The 21,685-nt window shown below is 73.2% G+C and carries 16 protein-coding genes and 1 tRNA gene; 6 read left to right on the top strand and 11 right to left on the bottom strand.

The annotated features are described in order from the left end of the window. Positions 1-22: 22 nt before the first annotated feature. The 3 genes from ACIBIW_RS34340 to ACIBIW_RS34330 all read right to left on the bottom strand — a co-directional run bounded on the left by ACIBIW_RS34340 (position 23) and on the right by ACIBIW_RS34330 (position 2,513). Entirely contained in the window at positions 23-544 is a 522-nt protein-coding gene (locus tag ACIBIW_RS34340) for a DinB family protein (RefSeq protein ID WP_399342177.1), read from the bottom strand. Positions 545-823: 279 nt separating this feature from the next. Next, positions 824-1,516, bottom strand: coding sequence for a TetR/AcrR family transcriptional regulator (locus ACIBIW_RS34335; protein ID WP_399342076.1), 693 nt, complete (start codon positions 1,514-1,516; stop codon positions 824-826). Between the two features lie 7 nt (positions 1,517-1,523). Beyond that, positions 1,524-2,513, bottom strand: a complete 990-nt coding sequence (locus ACIBIW_RS34330) for an acyl-CoA desaturase (protein ID WP_399342075.1) — start codon at positions 2,511-2,513, stop codon at positions 1,524-1,526. Positions 2,514-2,855: 342 nt separating this feature from the next. On the opposite strand from ACIBIW_RS34330, the gene ppc reads away from it, so the two are divergent. Further along, positions 2,856-5,597 (top strand): phosphoenolpyruvate carboxylase, encoded by a 2,742-nt coding sequence (ppc, locus tag ACIBIW_RS34325; RefSeq protein ID WP_399342073.1) that lies wholly within the window; start codon positions 2,856-2,858, stop codon positions 5,595-5,597. A gap of 52 nt (positions 5,598-5,649) precedes the next feature. On the opposite strand, the gene ACIBIW_RS34320 is transcribed toward ppc, so the two are convergent. From ACIBIW_RS34320 to ACIBIW_RS34295, 6 genes are all read right to left on the bottom strand, one after another. Next, positions 5,650-6,126, bottom strand: a complete 477-nt coding sequence (locus tag ACIBIW_RS34320) for a hypothetical protein (protein ID WP_399342072.1) — start codon at positions 6,124-6,126, stop codon at positions 5,650-5,652. Between the two features lie 60 nt (positions 6,127-6,186). Continuing rightward, positions 6,187-6,783: an aminoacyl-tRNA hydrolase gene (gene pth / locus ACIBIW_RS34315; RefSeq protein WP_399342070.1), complete on the bottom strand. Its 597-nt coding sequence runs from the start codon at positions 6,781-6,783 to the stop codon at positions 6,187-6,189. Between the two features lie 95 nt (positions 6,784-6,878). After that, complete coding sequence (locus ACIBIW_RS34310) at positions 6,879-7,469, bottom strand: 50S ribosomal protein L25/general stress protein Ctc (RefSeq protein WP_399342069.1); 591 nt, start codon at positions 7,467-7,469, stop codon at positions 6,879-6,881. Positions 7,470-7,669: 200 nt separating this feature from the next. Further along, positions 7,670-8,641 carry a ribose-phosphate diphosphokinase gene (locus ACIBIW_RS34305; RefSeq protein ID WP_399342067.1) on the bottom strand — a complete coding sequence of 324 codons (972 nt, stop codon included), beginning with the start codon at positions 8,639-8,641 and terminating at the stop codon, positions 7,670-7,672. A 286-nt stretch (positions 8,642-8,927) separates the two neighbouring features. After that, the gene (gene glmU / locus ACIBIW_RS34300) at positions 8,928-10,394 is read right to left on the bottom strand and encodes a bifunctional UDP-N-acetylglucosamine diphosphorylase/glucosamine-1-phosphate N-acetyltransferase GlmU (RefSeq protein WP_399342066.1); all 1,467 of its coding nucleotides are present in this window, start codon (positions 10,392-10,394) and stop codon (positions 8,928-8,930) included. 248 nt (positions 10,395-10,642) lie between these two features. Continuing rightward, positions 10,643-10,714: transfer RNA gene (locus tag ACIBIW_RS34295), tRNA-Gln, on the bottom strand. A gap of 239 nt (positions 10,715-10,953) precedes the next feature. Between ACIBIW_RS34295 and ACIBIW_RS34290 the strand changes: the two genes are divergently transcribed. Then, a complete protein-coding gene (locus ACIBIW_RS34290; protein ID WP_399342064.1) occupies positions 10,954-12,261 on the top strand; it encodes a sensor histidine kinase in 1,308 nt (435 codons plus the stop codon). 58 nt (positions 12,262-12,319) lie between these two features. Here ACIBIW_RS34290 and ACIBIW_RS34285 read toward each other — a convergent pair whose 3' ends face one another. Both ACIBIW_RS34285 and ACIBIW_RS34280 read right to left on the bottom strand, forming a co-directional pair. Then, the gene (locus ACIBIW_RS34285; protein ID WP_399342062.1) at positions 12,320-12,838 is read right to left on the bottom strand and encodes an SUKH-3 domain-containing protein; all 519 of its coding nucleotides are present in this window, start codon (positions 12,836-12,838) and stop codon (positions 12,320-12,322) included. 35 nt (positions 12,839-12,873) lie between these two features. Beyond that, entirely contained in the window at positions 12,874-13,401 is a 528-nt protein-coding gene (locus tag ACIBIW_RS34280; protein ID WP_399342060.1) for a YwqJ-related putative deaminase, read from the bottom strand. 236 nt (positions 13,402-13,637) lie between these two features. Between ACIBIW_RS34280 and ACIBIW_RS34275 the strand changes: the two genes are divergently transcribed. From ACIBIW_RS34275 to ACIBIW_RS34260, 4 genes are all read left to right on the top strand, one after another. Beyond that, positions 13,638-14,645, top strand: a complete 1,008-nt coding sequence (locus tag ACIBIW_RS34275; protein WP_399342058.1) for an SMI1/KNR4 family protein — start codon at positions 13,638-13,640, stop codon at positions 14,643-14,645. Positions 14,646-14,652: 7 nt separating this feature from the next. After that, positions 14,653-17,619: an SUKH-4 family immunity protein gene (locus ACIBIW_RS34270; RefSeq protein WP_399342056.1), complete on the top strand. Its 2,967-nt coding sequence runs from the start codon at positions 14,653-14,655 to the stop codon at positions 17,617-17,619. A 650-nt stretch (positions 17,620-18,269) separates the two neighbouring features. Beyond that, on the top strand, positions 18,270-19,076 hold the full coding sequence (locus ACIBIW_RS34265) for an ABC transporter ATP-binding protein (RefSeq protein ID WP_399342054.1): 807 nt from the start codon (positions 18,270-18,272) through the stop codon (positions 19,074-19,076). 2 nt (positions 19,077-19,078) lie between these two features. After that, positions 19,079-21,664 (top strand): ABC transporter permease, encoded by a 2,586-nt coding sequence (locus tag ACIBIW_RS34260; RefSeq protein ID WP_399342053.1) that lies wholly within the window; start codon positions 19,079-19,081, stop codon positions 21,662-21,664. Positions 21,665-21,685: the final 21 nt, after the last annotated feature.

Here is a 21,685-nt window from a genome sequence, read left to right as displayed (position 1 = left end):
GGCCGCCGCGCGCGGCCCGCCCTCACGCCCCGGTGCGGCCGTCGACGCACTCCCTGAGGAAGTCCGCGTGCCCGCAGTGGCGCGCGTACTCCTCGATCATATGGACCAGGATCTCCCGCAGTTGCAGCTCGGGGTGGAGCCGGCGGCCCCTGATGTCGAGGCCGGGGGCCTCGGCGGTGAACTTCTCGGCGAACGCGACCTCCGCGCGCCACAGGCTCCACGCCGCCTCGACGACCTCGGGGTCGGCCACGGCCTCGGTGAAGTCGAGGTCGCGGCCCTCGGCGGTGCGGAAGTGCCGGGGCACGTCCTCGCCCGCAAGCACCCGCCGGAACCAGGACTGCTCCACGGCGGCCATGTGCCGCACAAGGCCGAGCAGCGACAGGTCGGAGGGCGGCACCGCGCGGCGCGCCAGGGCCTCGGCGTCCAGGCCCGCGCACTTCATCCGGAGCGTCAGCCGGTAGTCGCGCAGATAGCCGACGAGCAGTTCGCGCTCGTTGGTGTAGCCGCCCTCGGAGCGCGGGTCGTCACCGGGCGGTACGAACATGCCGTCCCAGCCGGCGACACGGTCGAAGACCTGCGGAGCCGAGGGGCTGGACGGGCCGGAGGGACGGGAGGGGCTGGTGGGACTGGTGGGGCTTGGCGGGGTGTCGGTCATGCGACGAGCATCCGGGGTGCTGCGGCCGCACGCCAGCCATTATCCGGGCGGCGGACCAGTGGGCGGCGCCCCCTCAGCCCGTGCCCGCCAAGCCCCGTGCCCGCCAAGTCACATGCCCACTCAGCCGCATGCCCGCCAAGCCAAGTGCCCGCCCGCTCACACGCCCGCTCAATCGCGTCGGCGCCCCACGAGTACCGGCTGCTTCTCCAGGCCGTCGAGGCCGTGCCAGGCGAGGTTCACCAGATGGGCCGCGACCTCCGCCTTGGCCGGGTGCCGGGCGTCGAGCCACCACTGCCCGGTCAGCGCCACCATCCCCACCAGCGCCTGCGCGTACAGCGACGCCAGCGCCGGGTCGAAGCCGCGGCCCGCGAACTCGCGGCCGAGCACGTGCTCGACCTGGGTGGCGATGTCGGATATCAGCGACGCGAAGCCCCCGGTGGACTGCGGGATCGTGGAGTCGCGCACCAGGATGCGGAACCCGTCGGTGCGTTCCTCGATGTAGTCGAGCAGCGCGAACGCGGCCTGTTCGCACAGCTCCCTGGGGTGGCCCGCGGTGAGCGAGCCCGTCACCATGTCGAGGAGTTTCGCCATCTCGCGGTCCACGACCGCGGCGTAGAGCCCGTCCTTGCCGCCGAAGTGCTCGTAGACGAGCGGCTTCGACACCCCGGCCCGTGCCGCGATCTCCTCGACCGAGGTGCCCTCGAAGCCCTTGGCGGCGAACAGGGTCCGCCCGATCTCCAGCAACTGGCCGCGGCGCTCCGCGGCGGTCAGCCGGGTGCGGCGCCTGCGGCGCGGAGCCGCCGCGGCATCGCCGCGCCCGTTGGCCGTCAGGTTGCCCGCCGTGCTGGAGTCGGTCGCCACCTGTCCATCATGCCGTCTCTGCGGTGTCCTGCTTGCGCCGGGACTCGATCCTGGCCCGCGACGGCCACCGTACGTCGTGGGCCCAGCCGAGGAGTTCGAACCAGCGGATGATCCGAGCCGAGGAGTCCACCTGGCCCCGCATCACACCGTGCCGCGCCGACGTCGGGTCGGCGTGGTGCAGGTTGTGCCAGGACTCGCCGCAGGACAGCACCGCGAGCCACCACACGTTGCCCGAGCGGTCCCGGGACTTGAACGGGCGCTTGCCGACCGCGTGGCAGATGGAGTTGATCGACCAGGTCACATGGTGCAGCAGCGCGACCCGCACCAGCGAGCCCCAGAACAGCGCGGTCAGCGCGCCCTGCCAGGACAGCGTGGCGAGGCCGCCGATCAGCGCGGGCAGCAGCAGCGACACCGAGGTCCACAGCACGAACTGGCGCGAGATGGTCCTGATCGCGTTGTCCTTGATCAGGTCGGGCGCGAACTTGTCCTGCGGGGTCTGCTCCTCGTCGAACATCCAGCCCATGTGGGCCCACCACAGGCCCTTCATCAGCGCCGGCACCGACTCCCCGTACCGCCAGGGGGAGTGCGGGTCGCCCTCGGCGTCAGAGAACTTGTGGTGCTTGCGGTGGTCCGCCACCCAGCGCACCAGCGGGCCCTCGACCGCCATCGAGCCCATGATGGCCAGCGCGATCCGCAGCGGGCGCTTGGCCTTGAACGAGCCATGGGTGAAGTAGCGGTGGAAACCGATGGTGATGCCGTGGCACCCCAGGAAGTAGAAGAAGACGAGCAGCCCCAGATCGAGCCAGCTCACCCCCCAGCCCCAGGCCAGCGGCACCGCCGCGACCAGGGCGAGGAACGGCAAGGTGATGAAGAGCAGCAGTGTGATCTGCTCAAGCGATCGCTTCTGCTCACCGCCGAGAGTGGCGGAAGGAAGCGGGGCGTCGGCCGGCGCCTGCACGGCGCCGTCCATCACGTCCACGTCGGAGCTTGTGCTCATGGGCATTCCCTGTGGGTTCGACTGCGGGGGCGGGTGACAGGACTGTCTGTGCGCGTCCGAGGTTCCTACGCTTCCGTAACCTACGGCAACGTAAGTATGTCAGCGTGCACCCTGCCGACAAGAGGTACGGGTCGCGCCACGGCCTCGCCACCTATCCTTGGTCTCGGTCGGACAGCGTGGTCCGCTGTGTTCTCTTCCCGGGACCGGGCGGCGGTAGCCACGAGCGGGCCACCAGGCGGCGAGGAAACGGGAGTCCCGGGCGCTTGATCCCGCCCGCACCGGCACCACCGTGACGGGCGGACGCGACGCGCACCCCCTACTGAACTGCAAGGAGCCGCACCTGTGAGCAGTGCAGAAGACCACGGCCCCAAGGCCCCGACCGCCGCGGCGGAGCTGCGTGCGGACATCCGCCGTCTGGGTGATCTCCTCGGGGAGACCCTGGTGCGCCAGGAGGGCGCTGACCTCCTGGAACTCGTCGAGCGGGTCCGCAGGCTGACCAGGGAGGACGGCGAGGCGGCCGCCCGGCTCCTCGGCGACACCGAACTGGAGACCGCGGCCAAGCTCGTACGGGCCTTCTCGACCTACTTCCACCTGGCGAACGTCACCGAGCAGGTGCACCGCGGGCGCGAGCTGCGGGTCAGGCGCGCCGCCGAGGGCGGGCTGCTGTCCAGGACGGCCGACCGGCTCAAGGACGCCGACCCCGAGCACCTGCGCGACACCGTGCGCAACCTGAACGTGCGCCCGGTGTTCACGGCCCACCCGACCGAGGCCGCCCGCCGCTCCGTGCTGAACAAGCTGCGCCGGATCGCGGAACTCCTCGAAGTGCCGGTCAGCGAGGCGGACCGGCGCCGCCACGACACCCGGCTCGCCGAGAGCATCGACCTGGTCTGGCAGACCGACGAGCTGCGGGTGGTGCGCCCCGAGCCCACCGACGAGGCCCGCAACGCGATCTACTACCTGGACGAGCTGCACGCGGGCGCCGTCGGCGACGTCCTTGAGGACCTGACCGCCGAGCTGGAGCGGGTCGGCGTACGGGTGCCCGACCGCACCCGCCCGATCACCTTCGGGAGCTGGATCGGCGGCGACCGCGACGGCAACCCGAACGTCACCCCCGACGTCACCTGGGACGTGCTGATCCTCCAGCACGAGCACGGCATCAACGACGCCCTCGACCTCGTCGACGAGCTGCGCGGCTTCCTCTCCAACTCCATCCGCTACACCGGCGCCACCGAGGAGCTGACCTCCTCGCTGGCGGCCGACCTCGCCGCGCTGCCCGAGATCAGCCCGCGCTACAAGCGGCTCAACGCCGAGGAGCCGTACCGGCTCAAGGCCACCTGCATCCGGCAGAAGCTGGAGAACACCAAGCGGCGTCTTGCGGGCGGCACCGCGCACCAGCCGGGCCGCGACTACCTCGGCACCTCCGAGCTGCTGCACGACCTCACCCTCATCCAGACGTCGCTGCGCGAACACCGCGGCGGGCTCGTCGCCGACGGCAGGATGAACCGCGTCGTCCGCACCCTCGCCGCCTTCGGGCTCCAGCTCGCCACGCTGGACGTGCGCGAGCACGCGGACGCCCACCACCACGCCCTCGGGCAGCTCTTCGACCGGCTCGGCGAGGAGTCCTGGCGCTACGCCGACATGCCGCGCGAGAACCGCACCAAGCTCCTCGCCAGGGAGCTGCGCTCGCGCCGCCCGCTCGCGCCGACCCCGGCGCCGCTCGACGCCGCGGGCGCCAAGACGCTCGGCGTGTTCCACACGGTGCGCCGCGCCCTCGACGTCTTCGGGCCCGAGGTCATCGAGTCGTACATCATCTCGATGTGCCAGGGCGCCGACGACGTCTTCGCCGCCGCCGTCCTCGCCCGCGAGGCCGGGCTCGTCGACCTGCACGCGGGCTGGGCCAAGATCGGCATCGTGCCGCTGCTGGAGACCACCGACGAGCTGCGCGCCGCGGACACCATCCTCGACGAGATGCTGGCCGACCCCTCCTACCGGCGCCTCGTGGCGCTGCGCGGCGACGTCCAGGAAGTCATGCTCGGCTACTCGGACTCCTCCAAGTTCGGCGGCATCACCACCAGCCAGTGGGAGATCCACCGGGCGCAGCGCCGACTGCGCGACGTGGCGCACCGCTACGGGGTGCGGCTGCGGCTCTTCCACGGCAGGGGCGGCACCGTGGGGCGCGGCGGCGGCCCCTCGCACGACGCGATCCTCTCCCAGCCGTGGGGCACCCTGGAGGGCGAGATCAAGGTCACCGAGCAGGGCGAGGTGATCTCCGACAAGTACCTCGTGCCCTCGCTCGCCAGGGAGAACCTGGAACTGACCGTCGCGGCCACCCTCCAGGCGTCGGCGCTGCACACCGCGCCGCGCCAGTCCGTGGAGGCGCTGGCCCGCTGGGACGCCGCCATGGACGTCGTCTCGGACGCCGCACACGCCGCGTACCGCAAGCTGGTCGAGGACCCGGACCTGCCCGCGTACTTCTTCGCGGCCACCCCCGTCGACCAGCTCGCCGACCTGCACCTGGGCTCACGCCCCTCGCGGCGGCCCGACTCGGGCGCCGGGCTCGACGGCCTTCGGGCGATCCCGTGGGTCTTCGGCTGGACCCAGTCGCGGCAGATCGTGCCCGGCTGGTTCGGCGTCGGCTCCGGGCTCAAGGCGCTGCGCGCCGCCGGGCTCGACAGTGTCCTCGACGAGATGCAGGAGCAGTGGCACTTCTTCGCGAACTTCGTCTCCAACGTGGAGATGACGCTCGCCAAGACCGACCTCAGGATCGCCAGGCACTATGTGGACACCCTGGTCCCCGACCATCTGCGGCACGTCTTCGAGACCATCGAGGCGGAACACGACCTCACCGTGCGGGAGGTGCTGCGGATCACCGGGGGCGAGAAGCTGCTCGACACCCAGCCGGTGCTCCAGCAGACGTTCGCGATCCGCGACGCCTACCTGGACCCGATCTCCTACCTCCAGGTCTCCCTGCTGGCCCGCCAGCGCGCGGCGGCGGAGCGCGGCGAGGACCCCGACCCGCTGCTGGGCCGGGCGTTGCTGCTGACGGTGAACGGGGTGGCGGCGGGGCTGCGCAACACCGGCTGAGATAAGGACTGCTCCGGGGCCGACCGCACCCGCGGCCGGTCCCGGACGGCCCTCAGAGCGCCACGAACGCCGCCGTCAGCAGGGCGATGCCCGTCACGCCCGCCGTCCAGGCGGTGCGGGGCATACGGAGGCCGCCCGCGATGATCACGGCGGCGAGCAGCAGGGCGCCGCCCAGGGGGAGCCAGGAGCGGAAGAGGCCGGCGGCGCCCGTGCGTACCACCTCGTCGCTGCCGGGGCGCAGCGCCACCGCGACCCTGGCCCCCTCGTCGGCCGCCACGGGCTGGCGCAGCACCACCCGGGAGCGCGGCGACGAGCCCGCGGACGAGGGCGTGTAGGGGCCGGTGCACTCGCCGTCGTGGCAGCTCGCCACCGTCATGGTGCCGCGCACACCGCCGTCGGCGCCCATCGCGCGGCGCGCCGGGCCCCACGACGCCCAGGTGCCCGCGGTCACCAGGAGCAGCGCCACCACGGTGACGGCCAGGCCCCGGGAGACGGCGAGCAGTTGGTGCGTACGGCGTGACCCGCCCATGCCAAACATGCCGCAGATCTTTGGCCATGGCTGGGCGCCGGGTCAACCTCGGGGCGCCCCTCAGGTGTTGAAGGTGTTCTGGGCCCGTTCGAGCCCGTCCCGCACCAGGGACTCCACGGCGTCGGCGGCCCGGTCCACGAAGTAGTCGAGTTCCTTGCGCTCCGCCGAGGAGAAGTCCTTCAGGACGAAGTCGGCCACCTGCATCCGCCCCGGGGGCCGTCCGATGCCGAAGCGGACCCGGTGGTAGCCGGGGCCGAACGCCTTGGTCATGGACTTCAGGCCGTTGTGCCCGTTGTCGCCGCCGCCGAGCTTCAGCCGGAGCGTGCCGTAGTCGATGTCGAGTTCGTCGTGGACGGCGACGATCCGCTCGACCGGCACCTTGTAGAAGTCCCGCAGCGCCGACACGGGGCCGCCCGAGAGGTTCATGTACGACATCGGCTTCGCCAGCACCACGCGGCGGCTGTCGGGGCCCGGGGGGCCGATCCGGCCCTCCACCACGCCCGCCTGCGCCCGGCCGCTGCGCTTGAACGAGCCCGACATCCTGGTGGCCAGCAGATCGGCCACCATGAAGCCCACGTTGTGCCGGTTCGCGGCGTAACCGGGCCCGGGGTTGCCGAGCCCCACCACCAGCCACACCCCGCCGTCCTGCGCGGCCATGACCCCGACTCCTCTCCGGCCACAGGGCCGTCGTCCCGTCCCTCACACGCGACGGGTCCGGGGCCCCGTCGGCGCCCCGGACCCGTCGAGGTGTGTCAGACCTCCGCGGTCTCCTCGCCGTCCTCGCTCTCCGGCGCGGCCTCCTCGGCCTGCGCGGCCAGCACCTGGATGACGACGGCGTCGTCCTCCACGCCGAGGGCGACGCCGCCGGGCAGCTTGATGTCCTTGGCGAGGATGGAGTCGCCGGCCGCGAGGCCCGCGATGGAGACGGTGACGGACTCCGGGATGTGGGTGGCCTCGGCCTCCACCGGGAGCGCGTCGAGCACGTGCTCGAGGAGGTAGCCGCCGGGGGCCAGTTCGCCCTCGGTGTGGACCGGGATCTCGACGCTGACCTTCTCGCCGCGCTTGACCAGCAGCAGGTCGACGTGCTCAAGGAAGCCCTTCAGCGGGTCGCGCTGGACCGCCTTCGGGATCGCCAGCTCGCTCTTGCCGTCCAGGTCGAGCGCGATCAGGACGTTGGAGGTACGCAGCGCGAGCAGCAGCTCGTGGCCGGGCAGCGTGACGTGCACCGGGTCGGCACCGTGGCCGTAGAGCACACCGGGCACCTTGGACGCGCGGCGGATGCGGCGCGCCGCGCCCTTGCCGAACTCGGTACGGGTCTCGGCGGCGAGCTTCACCTCGGGCATTTGCACTCCTCGTGTTCTGGCGGGGCCGACGTCCGGCCCCTGTGGCGGTCACCCGGCCACACGACTGGCCTGCTACGAAGAGCGCGTCGATAACGGAGCGCCGCACACGGGTGCGGCCTCCCTCGCCGAGCAACGCGTCAAGCGTACCCGGCGGGGGAGGCCGCACCCAAAACGATCAGTCGGCGGGAGGGCTGACCCGCTCAGCTCTCGAAGAGGCTGGTCACCGAGCCGTCCTCGAAGACCTCGCGCACCGCGCTGGCGATCGTGGGCGCGATGGAGAGCACCGTGATCTTGTCGAGCGGGACCTCGGCGGGGGTGGGCAGGGTGTTCGTCAGGACGAACTCGCTGACCCTGGAGTTCTTCAGACGGTCGGCGGCGGGCCCGGAGAGCACGCCGTGGGTGGCCGTCACGATGACGTCGGCCGCGCCGTGCGCGAAGAGCGCCTCGGCGGCGGCGCAGATCGTGCCACCGGTGTCGATCATGTCGTCGACCAGCACGCACACCCGGTCCTCGACGTCGCCGACGACCTCGTGGACGGTGACCTGGTTGGCCACGTCCTTGTCGCGCCGCTTGTGGACGATCGCCAGCGGCGCCCCGAGCCGGTCGCACCAGCGGTCCGCGACCCGTACCCGGCCCGCGTCGGGGGAGACCACCGTGAGCCTGCCGTCGCTCACTTTGCTCGCCACGTAGTCCGCCAGCAGCGGCAGCGCGAACAGATGGTCGACGGGGCCGTCGAAGAAGCCCTGGATCTGGTCGGTGTGCAGGTCGACGGTGAGGATGCGGTCCGCGCCCGCGGTCCGCATCAGGTCCGCCACGAGCCGCGCCGAGATGGGCTCGCGGCCCCGGTGCTTCTTGTCCTGGCGCGCATAGCCGTAGAACGGCACGATGACCGTGATGCTCCGGGCCGACGCGCGTTTCAGCGCGTCGAGCATGATGAGCTGCTCCATGATCCATTTGTTGATGGGCTTGGTGTGGCTCTGGATCAGAAAACAGTCGGCGCCGCGCGCCGACTCCTCGTATCGGACGTAGATCTCGCCGTTGGCGAAGTCGAAGGCCCGCGTCGGCACAAGCCCCACGCCCAGTTGCTCGGCGACCTCTTCGGCGAGCTGGGGATGGGCGCGGCCGGAAAAGAGCATCAGCTTCTTCTCGCCGGTCGTCTTGATCCCGGTCACAGCACAGTCTCCTGACGTGTTCCTCAGCTAGTGCCCCCCGCACGCGTCCCGGAGCGATGAGCCAGCCGAATCATGGGCACTTATCACAGTACGTCGCCCTTGACGCACCTACTTCCCCGCGCGTTTCGGTCAGTTTCCCCCAGATGTCACCCGCGCGATATGAGCGGGCCCACGTCCGTCGTGGCCGCTTTTTTTGGTCCCGTGGGACGGTCGTCGGTTTGCGTCCGGTTCCTTCTGGTTCTTTCCGGTTCCAGTTCCTTCTGGTTCCGGTTCTTTCTGGTTCTCCCTAGCTCTCCCCGGTGGTGTCGGGGCCGGCCGCGTCGCGGGCCGCCGCGGCCTCGGCCGCCTTCGCGGCGGCGCTTCCCGGGCGCCTGCGGGTCACCCAGCCGTCCACGTTGCGCTGCTGGCCGCGCGCCACCCCGAGGGAGCCCGCCGGCACGTCCCTGGTGATCACGGAGCCCGCCGCGGTGTACGCGCCGTCCCCGACGGAGACCGGGGCCACGAACATGTTGTCGGCGCCGGTGCGGCAGTGCGAGCCGATGCTGGAGTGGTGCTTGTCCTGGCCGTCGTAGTTCACGAAGACGCTGGCCGCGCCGATGTTGGTGAACTCGCCGATGGTGGCGTCGCCCACGTAGGAGAGGTGGGGGACCTTGGTGCCCTCGCCCACCGTCGCGTTCTTCATCTCGACGTAGGTGCCGGCCTTCGCGCGCACCCCGAGCCGGGTGCCGGGGCGCAGATAGGCATAGGGGCCGACCGTGGCGCCCGCGCCGACCTCGGCGCCGTCCGCCACCGTGAACTCCATCCTGGCGCCCGCGCCCACGGTGGTGTCCGTGAGCCGGGACTGCGGGCCGACCTCGCTGTCGTCCGCCAGGTGCGAGGCGCCGAGCAACTGGGTGCCGGGGTGCACCACGACGTCGCGCCCGAAGGTCACCGTGACATCGAGCCAGGTCGAGGCCGGGTCGACCACGGTGACACCGGCGAGCATCGCCCGTTCGAGCAGCCGGTCGTTCAGGCTGCGGCGGGCCTGGGCGAGCTGTACGCGGTTGTTGATCCCGGCGATCTCGCGGTGGTCGGCGGCCACCGAGGCGCCGACCCGGTGCCCGGCCTCGCGCAGGATGCCGAGCACGTCCGTCAGGTACTCCTCGCCCTGGCTGTTGTCCCTGCGGACCTTGCCGAGCGCGTCGGCGAGCAGCCGCCCGTCGAAGGCGAACACCCCCGAGTTGATCTCGCGGATGGCCCGCTGCGCCTCCGAGGCGTCCTTGTGCTCGACGATCGCCGTGACCGCCCCCGAGGCGCCGTCCCGTACGATCCGGCCGTAGCCGGTGGCGTCGGGTACCTTCGCGGTGAGGACCGTGACCGCGTTGGACTCGCGGGCGTGGGTCCCGGCCAGTTGCCGTAGCGTTTCTCCCGTCAGCAGGGGAGTGTCGCCGCAGACCACCACCACGGTGCCGTCCACCGCGCCGCCCAGTTCTTCGAGCGCCATCCGCACCGCGTGGCCCGTGCCGTTCTGCTCGGTCTGCACGGCCGTGCGCGCCGCGGGCGCGTTCTCGGTGAGATGGTCCACGACCTGCTGCCGCGCGTGCCCGACCACCACCACGAGTTCCCCGGGGTCCAACTCTCCCGCGGCGGCCAGCACATGGCCGACGAGGGAGCGCCCGCAGATCTCGTGCAGGACCTTGGGGGTGGCCGATTTCATGCGGGTGCCCTCACCCGCTGCGAGAACGACGACGGCTGCCGGGCGGTTGGCGCTCACGGAAATGCCCTTCGGCTGTGGGTGCGGGGGACACGTGGTCGGGGGGACCTTCGCAGGATACCGGCGGGGTGGGGATGGGAAACGCCGCGGAGCGTGCGGGTGCGGGTGTGCGCGCCGGGGCGGGTGCGGTCCTGCGGTGGCGGCGCGGCGGGGCGCGCGGCGGCGCGGGGGACCGGGGCGGCGGAACGAGGGGCGTCCGTACCTGCCGACGGGCCCCGGCCGCTGGCCGGAACCCGTCTGTCGTCGTGCTCCCCCGCCAGGACTCGAACCCGGACTTAAGGCACCAAAAGCCTCAGTGCTGCCAATTACACCACAGGGGATGGTGAAGCCGTCGAAGCGCACCTTTCGGTGCCTTCGGCCGCCGCGGCGGTGTCTACTATGCCGCACCACCCGCCCCGGACGCGACGTCGATCCGACTGCCGAACGCCGCACGCCACCGGCGCCCGTGGGGCCCCCGCGGCGGGTGCGGCGAAGGATGTGACCGACGCCGCCGCGCGGTGGCGTGGCACGCCGCAAAACCCCTCGGTCGAGTGGGGGGACTCGACCGTACGCTGGGGGCATGACCACGACGGGGGTAGACCGCGCGGGGGCCCCGACCGGGCCATGGTGGTGGGCGCGGCGGCGCAGCGCCGTGCTCGATCTGGTGCTGGCCGTACTCTCGGCGGCCGAGTGCGCGTTCGAGGGGTCGGGCTTCGCGCGCGACTCGGGCCTTCCGGAACTCCTCTGCATGGTGTTCGGCGCGCTGGCGGGCTCGGCGCTCGTGCTGCGGCGCCGGTGGCCGATCGCGGTGGTGCTGGTCACGGTCGCGGTGACGCCCGCCGAGATGGGCATCCTGATGAGCGTCGTGGGGCTCTACACGCTCGCCGCCTCCGAGCTGCCCCGGCGCATCATCGGCGCGCTCGCGGGGATGTCGTTCTCGGCCACCCTGATCGTCACCTTCGTACGGACCCGTCAGGACCTCGCGCACGGCGACTGGACGGCGGGCGACTGGTTCGTGCCGTTCCTCTCCATCACCATGTCGCTCGGCGTCACCGCCCCGCCGCTGCTGCTCGGCCTCTACGTCGGTGCCAGGCGGCGGCTGATGGACAGCCTCAGGGAGCGCGCCGACTCGCTCGAACGCGAGTTGCAGCTCCTGGCCGAGCGGGCCGAGGAGCGCGCGGAGTGGGCGCGCGGCGAGGAGCGCGGCCGCATCGCGCGCGAGATGCACGACGTGGTGGCGCACCGGGTGAGCCTGATGGTGGTGCACTCCGCGGCGGTGCAGGCAGTGGCGCGCAAGGACCCGGAGAAGGCGGTGAAGAACGCCGCCCTGGTGGGCGACATGGGCCGCAAGGCGCTGACCGAGCTGCGCGAGATGCTCGGGGTGCTGCGCTCGGGCGAGGGCCTTGCGCACCGCGAGGCGGTGCCGCTCGCGGCGGTCGGCGAGGCGGCCGCGGCGGCGGCCTCGCGGGCGGCGCCCGAGGACGGTTCCGAGGGGCCCTCGCTCGCGGAGCTAGAGGCGCTTGTGGAGCAGTCGAGGGAGGCGGGGGTCGCGATCGAGGTGCTGGTCGAGGGCGAGTCCCGGGGGTACGCGGCCGAGGTGGAGCAGACCGCGTACCGGGTGGTCCAGGAGGCGCTGACCAACGTGCACAAGCACGCGGCGGGCGCCAAGACGTACGTACGCCTCGCGCACCGGGTCACCGAGATCGCGATGCAGGTGGAGAACGAGGCGGCGCCGGACGGCGACGGCACGGGCGCGGGGCTGCCGAGCGGCGGCAACGGCCTGGTGGGCATGCGGGAGCGGGTGGCCGCCCTCGGCGGCGTCTTCGTGTCGGGCCCCACGGACGCCGGGGGCTTCCGGGTGTCGGCGGTGATCCCCGCCGGGGCGTGAGGCCGGTGGTTCCCGCCGGGGCGTGCGGCCCGGCCCCACGGGGGCGGTCGGCGGGGCGTCAGGGTGCGGTCAGGCGGGTCGGTTCCGTGCCGGAGATGAGGGCCGCGAGGGCGTCGTCGAGGGTGTCGCCGAGGTACCAGTCGCCGGTGTGGTCGAGGCTGTAGACCCGGCCCAGCGCGTCTATGGCCAGCACCGCCTGGCCCTCCGCGGTGCCGGGCGCCTCGGGCGGAAGCTCCGCGCCGATCGGGCAGACCTGGCTGTCGAGCGCGCGCCCGAGGTCGCCGAGGGTCCTCGCCATGTGCAGGCCGTGCAGCGGGTCGAGGTGGAGCACCGCGGGCGCGATACGGCGTCCTGGCGCGCCGGGCACGATGTGCAGCGCCCCGAACTCGGCCCACGCCTCGACGGCGCTGGTGAGCACGGTGTGCCGGTGGCCGCCCGGCGAGGTGTGGCCGCGCAGGGTGTCGGCCCAGAACTCGGCCTGTTTGATGTCCCAGCGCCCGGGCCGCCAGCCCGCGGCGCGCAGCGCGGCGTCGACGGGGACGGCGAAGCGGGTGCTCGACGTGCGGTCGGGTTGCATGTCGGGTTGCATACCGGGTCCCGGATGGCGTGGGGTCAGGGGGCGGCGACGGCGGCGGGGTCGACGACCCGTACCCCGAAGTGGGCGGTGAGGGCGGCGCAGGCGCGGCACGGGTGGGCGAAGCCGCCGTGCAGGGGGTCGCCGTCCTCACGGATGCGGCGGGTGGTGAGTTTGGCGTGTTTCAACGCCTTCTTCGCCTCGCTGTTGGTCATGGGTTTTCGTCTCGCGCGCTTGCTGCGTGCCTCGTCGGCGGTGGTGAGGTGGCGTGAGATCAGGATGGTCTCCGCGCAGCGCCCGGTGAAGCGGTCGCGCTGCGCGCTGGGCAGCGTGTCCAGGTACTCCTGTACCAGCGGGTGGAGCGTGGGCGCGCTCTCACCGCGCGCCGGCGTCCCGGTGAGGGTGGTGCCGTGGACGGAGAGCGCGGCGGCGACCGTGGGGAGGATGCCGTCGCGGCGGTGCAGCAGGGCAGGGGGGCCCGGCGTGTCGGTGCTGCTCCAGCCGACCCGTGGGTCGCCGGGACTGTCGAACCCCCCGGTCTCGTCATCTGTCTGTGCGGTGTGCATGGTGCCGCTTCCCTCCGTGCGCACGGCTGTCGCCGTGCGGGTCACGCCCCCGAGTCTGCTTCAGACTGCCAAATGTGACGCGTGAGGCGTTAACCAGGTTGTGGTGACACGCGTGAAATGCGTCGCACTGTCACGGTGGTGTGACGGACCGTCGTCGAAGCGGAGGCCCGGTGACCGGTGGTCGCCTACCGCTTAGGCTGGGCCCCATCGCAGACACTCAGCAGGGGGCAAGCGCCATGACGACGGGTCGGCTCGGTCTGGGGGCAGCCACGGGCGCCCCGGCCGGGGGACAAGCAGCGCCGCCGAACGCGGCGTATGCCGGGCAGGTCGTGCATTTCCCGGACCCCGTCCGGGCGGCCCGTCATCCGGGCGGGGTGCGGGTGGACGGGAGAGGTTATCCGGACTTCTCCCCCTATGCGCGCGCGGCGGCGGAGATCGCGGAGCCCCCCGAGGGCTTCGGAGTGGACGAACTGCGGCTGACCGACTACGTCTCCGCGAACGCCGCGGTGGCCGCGACAGCACACGACCTGTGGGGCACCATCCCCGCCGTGGCCACCCCGCACGGCTGGACCTGGCACCACGTGGTCGGCTCCCGGCGCCTGGAGCTGGTCCCCGTCGAGGTGAAGGCGCTGCTGCGGCACCACGGCGGCCTCGCGACGTCCGCCGTCGACCAGCAGAAGCGCGGCACCCGGCCGCTCCAGGAGACCCGCCCCGCGCACTTCGGGCTGCCCAAGTCCGGCGTGGCGGTCACCGAGCAGCAGGTGCAGGGCGTCGAGGAGGACCTGGGCTACCGGCTGCCGGGCGCCTACCGCTCCTTCCTGAAGGCGGCGGGCGGCTGCGCCCCGGTGGGCACCGCGCTCGACGCGGACCTCGGCCTCCTGGTGGACCAGCCGTTCTTCACGGTGCGCGACGAGGCCGCCGTGAACGACCTGGTGTACGTGAACAAGTGCCTGCGGGACCATCTGACGAAGGACTACCTGGGCATCGGCTTCGTGCAGGGCGGCCTGCTGGCGCTGAAGGTCAAGGGGGACCAGGTCGGCTCGGTCTGGTTCTGCGCGTACGACGACGCGCGCGACCGGGACGGCTGGCAGGTGGCGGACCGGGTGGCCCGGCTGCTGCTGCCCTGCGGCGCGGACTTCGACGCGTTCCTCTCCCGCCTCGCGGGCAGCCCCCCGGAACTGGAGACCGTGGCGAACCTGATGGTGGACGGCGGCTTCGCGCGCGCCGTCCCGGTGGGGAGGTGAGGCGCCCGTGGTGACGTTCGCACAGGCGCAGGAGCGCGCCGAGGAGTGGATCAACGCGGAGCTGCCCGCGTACCAGCACCGCGAGGTGCGGGTGCGGGAGTTCGGGCTCGGCTTCGTGGTCTGGGCCGAGGACCGCGCGGAGGGGCCGCGCTCGGACGGCGGCGGACAGCGTCTCGTCATCGCCCGCGACAGCGGCGAGGCCACGCTGTGGCCCGCGCTGCCGGTCGGCGAGGTGATCCGCCGGTACGAGGAGGAGTACGGGGCCGCGGCCCAGACAGCGGAGCCCGCCGCGCCGCCCGCGCGCGTGGACCTCAACCAGACGTCGTTCCTGCTGACCCCGCCCGAGTGGCTCCAGGAGGCGGCGGACCGCATGGGCGTGCCGGGCGGCACCTCGGGCGGCGGCACCTCCGGCGGCCGTACCGGCGCGGGCGGCGCCCCCGCCGCGGTGCCCCCGTCCCCTGCCGGGCCACCGACGCCCCCGGCGTCCCCCGCGCCCGGCGAACTGCCCCAGACCCAGGCGGGTGTCCCGGCGCCGCCCTCCGGCGGCTCCGGCGCATGGGACGCGCCGGGCGCGGCGGAGCCCGCCGCGGCGTCGGCGCAGCCGGCTGCGTCCGGCACGGACGCGGGGCCGACGGCCCGTGGCACCGGCGAGTCGGGCGCGTTCGCGTTCCCCGACGCCCCGGCGGACACCGGGGAGGCGCCGCGGCCCGGACCGGGCGCCGACACCGGACACCCCGCCCCTGCGGGCCCCGGGACCCCCGCGCCACAGGGCGCGGAACCGGGCCCGCCCGAGCCCGCCGCCCCCTCGCCTTCCCCGGCGCCCACCCCCTGGCCCGCCGCCCCGGCCGAGGGCGCCGACGGCGCGGGCGCGCCCGTCGGCGGGGCGCAGGACGCGACGCCGTGGGCCGGTACGGACACCAACGCCGACCAGGGCGAGGACCGCTCGGTGCCGCTTCCCGCCACCGTGTTCGCGCCCCAGATCCCGGAGAACGCGGAAGACACCGAAAACGCAGACAGCGCAGACGGGCCGGACGGCACGGGGGAGAGGCCCCCGGGGGTCGCGCCCGAGGCGAAGACGGCCCTGATGTCGGGCGGCAGCCAACTGCCCCCGACCGCGGTGGCCCCCGCGGTGCCGGGCCCCGACAACCCGGCGGGCGCCGCCCCCGGGCCCGTCTCGTATGGCTACCCGGGCGCACCGCCCCCGTCGGGCACCCCGGCCCCGCCGGGCGCGGGGCCCGACGCCCCGCCCTCGTACGGCTACCCGGGCGCCCCCGCCGCGGGCCCCGGCACCCCGCCGCCACCGGCCGCGCCCGGCGGCGGCGCGGCGGGCGGCTACGTCCCGACCCAGCTCGTCTCCTCGCTCGGCGGGCAGAACCCCCTCACGCCCGGCAACCCCACGGGCCCCGGCACCCCGCCGCCGTCGAACGCAGCCGGCGCAGGCGGCCCGCCCGGACCCCCCACGCCGCCGCCGAACGCGCCCGGTGCGCCCGGCGCTCCTGGGACGCCGCCCGGCGCGGTGCACCACGCCGAGACGATGCTCGCCTCGCCCGGCGGCCCCGGCACTCCGCCGCCGCCCAGCGCCCCGGGCGCGCCGGGGACCGGGGGCAGCAGGAGCGGCCTCCAGCCGCCCGGGCCTCCGACGCCCCCGCCGAACCTGCCCGGCGCGCCGGGCGCTCCCGGGACGCCGCCGCCCGGCGCGGTGCACCATGCCGAGACGATGCTCGCCTCGCCCGGCGGCCCGGGCACCCCGCCGCCGCCCAACGCGCCGGGCGCCCCCGGCACTCCGCCCCCGCCGAACGCGCCCGGTGCCCCCGGCACCCCGCCGCCCGGCGCGCCCCCCGCGGCTCCCGGCGGCACCGGGGGAGGCGTGCACCAGGCGGCGACCATGCTGGCGGGACCCGGGCAGAGCGGGCCGCTCATGCCGCCGCCCGGCGGGCCCGGCACCCCGCCGCCCCCTGCCGCACCCGCGACGTACGGCTATCCCCAGCAGCCGCCCGGGCAGCCGACGGTCGGACCCGGCTACCAGGCCGTGCTGCGCTACCGCGCGCAGGACGGCTCAGAGCAGCAGCTCATCCGCCGCTCGGCGCCGGGCATCCCGCACCCGGAGTGGCAGATCTTCCACGAGTTGCAGGCCATGGGCGTGCCGCCGCAGCAGGTGCTCGAACTCCACACCGAGCTGGAGTCGTGCGAGCTGCCGGGCGCCTACTGCGCGCGCATGATCCGCGAGCAGTGGCCGCAGGCGAGGATCACGTCCATCGCGCCCTACGGCACCGACCACGCGTCGCGGCAGCAGGGCATGCAGCAGTTGCTGGCGCACCAGGGCGAGCTGCACCAGGTCGCGGACGCGCCGCCGCGGCTCGCCCCGGTGCGCGCCCCGCTGCCGCAGGTCCAGCAGGCGCCGCCGCTGCGCCCCGAGGAGCTGGGGCAGGAGTTGGCGGCGGCCTTCGGGCCCGGCGTCTTCCGCTTCGAGCAGCGCGCGGTGGCCCGTCAGGGCGTGCCGGAGGCGGTGTCGGTCACGCTGATGTGGGCGGGCCTGCCCGTCGACGTCGGCCCGTTCTTCTGGGCGCAGGCCCAGCCGGGGCGGCCGGTGCCGACGCTCGCCGAGGTGGCCCAGGAGCGCGGCGTCCAGCCCGCCGCCGACGCGGGCTCTTACCTGGTGATGGGCAGCGACTTCGGCCGCGCCGTCTGCGTCCAGTACGGCACCGCGAACATCGTGGCGGTGCCCGTGGAGCCGGGCCCGGGCGGGGCCTCGGCGCCGCCGCAGTTCGTGAACACCGGGCTGCCCGAGTTCGTGCGCTGCCTCGCCCTGCTGGGGCGGATGTGGCGGCTGCGGTTCGGTCTGAACCAGGAGCAGGCGGGCCGCTGGACCGTCGACTTCCAGGCGCAGCTCGCCGCGCTCGACCCGGCGGCGCTCGCGTCCCCGGAGAACTGGTGGTCGGTACTGCTCGAACAGATGTGGGACGGGCTCCTCTGAGCCCGCGCCGCCCGGCGGGCTGAGCGCCCCCGGCGGGCGGGCGCGCCGAACGGCCATGGACCCGTCGTCCCCGTGGAGGGGGCGGCGGGTCATCCGTTGTGTGGAGGGGGCGTCCTCCGTACGGGCCGCGCCGGTGCGCGCCCGGTGCCGCGCCACGGACGGTCGTACCCCTCCTGAGCAGGGCGTACGCCGCCGGACCCGGGCCGGGGCCGGGGCGGGCGGCAGCACGGCGCGGGGGCGGGCGCATGGTTACCAGGGTGGAGAAGACCCTGACGCGGGGTCCTTCGCAAGGCTGACTCCCTTAGGGGAGACCCCGGTACCAAGTACCGAGCGACGTTCGTCCGGGCGGAGGAAGAGGGTGCCCTTTCCCGCTCCTTACGCTGGTCCTGCCGCGCCGGACGCCCCGCCACCCAGGCGGGACCGGCTCGCGGGACACGGGGTTTCGCGGTGCGTCCGCGGGCTTTCCCCCGCGTGACGGTGGGGGCTTCCCCACCCGAAGACTAGGCCATGCCCCAGGGCGCCGGGCCCGGTCCGCACACCAGACTTGAGACGTCCGCGGCGCGGCCGAGGGGCCCGCCGCGCGGCACACCGCCCGCGTCCCCAGCGCACCGGGCGCGACCGCTCACCCAAGACCAGCTAGGAGAAATACCGTGACATCGGCTGTGACCAGCTCCCAGTACGGGGGATCAACGGGGCAGACGGCCGCAGCCGCGAGCGCGCGGCAGGTCGTGAAGGCATACGGCGCGGGCGAGACCCGCGTCCTCGCCCTCGACAACGTCGACGTGGACATAGCCCGCGGGCAGTTCACCGCGATCATGGGCCCCTCGGGCTCGGGCAAGTCCACGCTGATGCACTGCCTCGCCGGGCTCGACACGGTGACCTCAGGGCAGATCTACCTGGAGGACACCGAGATCACCGGGCTGAAGGACAAGAAGCTCACCCAGCTCAGGCGCGACCGGGTCGGCTTCATCTTCCAGGCGTTCAACCTGCTGCCGACGCTGAACGCACTGGAGAACATCACCCTCCCCATGGACATCGCGGGCCGCAAGCCCGACCGCGACTGGCTGGAGCGGGTGGTGGAGACCGTCAGCCTCAGCGGCCGCCTCAAGCACCGGCCCACCCAGCTCTCCGGCGGCCAGCAGCAGCGGGTCGCGGTGGCGCGTGCCCTCGCGGCCAGGCCGCAGATCATCTTCGGCGACGAGCCGACAGGAAACCTCGACTCGCGGGCCGGCTCCGAGATCCTCGGCTTCCTGCGCAAGTCCGTCGACGAACTCGGCCAGACCATCGTGATGGTCACCCACGACCCGGTCGCCGCCGCCTACGCGGACCGGGTGCTGTACCTGGCGGACGGCCGCATCGTCGACGAGATGCTGCGCCCCACGCCGGACGCGGTCCTCGACCGCATGCTGCGGTTCTCCGGCGAGCACGCCCCCGCCCAGGGCGGCAGGGGGCGCTGAGCATGACCGTAATGAGAGGCTCCCTGCGCAATTTCCTCGCGCACAAGGGCCGCATGGCGCTCTCCGCCGTCGCCGTCCTGCTCTCCGTCGCGTTCGTCTGCGGCACCCTGGTGTTCACGGACACCATGAACACCACCTTCGACAAGCTGTTCGCGCAGACGTCGGCCGACGTCACCGTCGCGCCCAAGGACGGCGGCGAGGGCGACACCAGCCCCGAGGGCGGCCGGCCCAAGTCGCTGCCCGCCTCGGTCCTCGACAAGGTGAAGGCGGTCGACGGGGTCGACGGGGTCCAGGGCGCCGTCAGCAGTTCCAGCGTCACCGTCGTCGACGCGAAGAACAAGAGCGTCAGCCCCGACACCGGCGCGCCGACCATCGCGGGCAACTGGACGAAGAACGAGCTGCGCTCCATGACGCTCGACTCCGGGCACGCCCCGCACGGCAAGGAGGTGCTGATCGACTCGCAGACCGCCGACAAGCACCACCTGAAGATCGGCGACGAGCTGCGCACCATCTCCGTCACCGGCGACTTCACCGCCCGGATCTCCGGCATCGTCTCCTTCAAGGTGACCAACCCGGGCGCCGCCGTCATCTACCTGGACACCGCCACCGCCCAGCAGCAGTTGCTCGGGCAGCAGGGCCGCTTCACCCATGTCGACGTCAGCGCCGCCAAGGGCGTCAGCGACGACACCCTGAAGCAGTCCGTGGCGTCGGCCCTGTCCCCCGGGGCCTCCGGCACCGCGTACAAGGTGCAGACGCAGAAGGAGGCGTCGGACGAGAACCGCGACAGCATCGGCTCGCTCCTCGACGTCCTCAAGTACGCGATGCTCGGCTTCGCCGGTATCGCCCTGCTCGTCGGCATCTTCCTGATCGTCAACACGTTCTCCATGCTGGTCGCCCAGCGCACCAGGGAGATCGGCCTGATGCGGGCCCTCGGCTCCTCCAGGCGGCAGGTCAACAGGTCCGTGCTGATCGAGGCCGTACTGCTCGGCATCGTCGGCTCCGTGCTGGGCGTCGGCGCAGGTGTCGGGCTCGCCGTGGGGCTGATGAAGATCATGAACTCCGCGGGCATGGAGCTGTCCACCCAGGACCTCACCGTGAAGGCGACGACCCCCGTGATCGGCATCGTCCTCGGTGTCATCGTCACGGTCGTCGCCGCGTACATCCCGGCGCGCCGCGCGGGCAAGGTCTCCCCGATGGCCGCGCTGCGCGACGAGGCGTCCGCGCCCGAGGGCCGCAGCGGCACGGTACGCGCCGTGCTCGGCGTCGTCCTCACCCTGGCAGGCGCCGCCGGGCTCTACGCCGGGGCGAGCGCCGACAAGGCGGGCCAGGGCGCGGGGATGCTCGGGATCGGCGTGGTGCTCACCCTGATCGGCTTCATCGTCATCGGGCCGCTGCTCGCCGGGGTCGTCGTACGGGTGCTGAGCGCGATCGTGCTGCGTCTTTTCGGTCCTGTGGGCCGGATGGCCGAGCGCAACGCGCTGCGCAACCCGCGCCGCACCGGCGCCACCGCCGCCGCGCTGATGATCGGCCTGGCGCTGGTGGCCTGCCTCTCGGTGGTGGGCTCCTCGATGGTGGCGTCCGCCACCGACCAGCTCGACAAGTCCGTCGGCGCCGACTTCATCGTGCAGTCCAACACCGGGCAGCAGATCGTCCCGCAGGCCGCCAAGGCCGTCGAGAACACCCAGGGCCTCGACCACGTCACCCACTACCTCTCCGTCCCGGCCAGGGTCACCGCGCCGAACGGCAAAACCGCGAAGCAGGACCTGGCCGCCGCCGACCCGTCGTACGCGAAGGACCTGCGCAGGGAGACCACTCAGGGCGAGCTGTCGGCTGCCTACGGCAAGGGCGCCATGTCCGTCGGCGACGACTACGCGAAGAAGAACCACGTCAAGGTCGGCGACACCCTGACCGTGGCCTTCAAGGAGGGCAGGACCGCCAGGCTGAAGGTCGCGGCGATCACCTCGGACGACACCGCCATCGACAAGGGCGCGATGTACGTCAGCACCGCGACCGCCAGGCAGTACGTCCCCGAGGCGAAGCTGCCGCACGACATGATCATGTTCGCGGCGGCCAAGGACGGCCAGGAGAAGCAGGCGTACAAGGACCTCAAGCACTCCCTTGAGGCGTACCCCCAGTACAAGGTGCAGGACCAGACCGACTACAAGAAGCAGCTCAAGGACCAGGTCGGCCAGTTGCTGAACCTGGTCTACGGGCTCCTCGCGCTGGCGATCGTGGTCGCGGTGCTCGGCGTGGTGAACACGCTGGCGCTCTCCGTGGTCGAGCGCACCAGGGAGATCGGCCTGATGCGGGCCATCGGCCTCTCCCGGCGCCAGTTGCGCCGCATGATCAGGCTGGAGTCGGTGGTGATCGCCCTGTTCGGCGCGCTGCTCGGGCTCGGGCTCGGCATGGGCTGGGGCGCGACGGCGCAGAAGCTGCTGGCGCTGGAGGGCCTGGGGGTGCTGGAGATCCCCTGGGGCACGATCGTGGCGGTCTTCGTGGCCTCCGCCTTCGTCGGCCTCTTCGCGGCGCTGGTCCCGGCCTTCAGGGCGGGGCGGATGAACGTACTGAACGCCATCGCCACCGACTGACCGCGCACCGTCACCGCACAC

The organism is Streptomyces sp. NPDC050560 (assembly GCF_044457285.1).
Classification (GTDB): domain Bacteria; phylum Actinomycetota; class Actinomycetes; order Streptomycetales; family Streptomycetaceae; genus Streptomyces.
The sequence above is the reverse complement of the archived record's forward strand: the minus strand, read 5'-3'. Positions and strand labels throughout refer to the sequence as shown.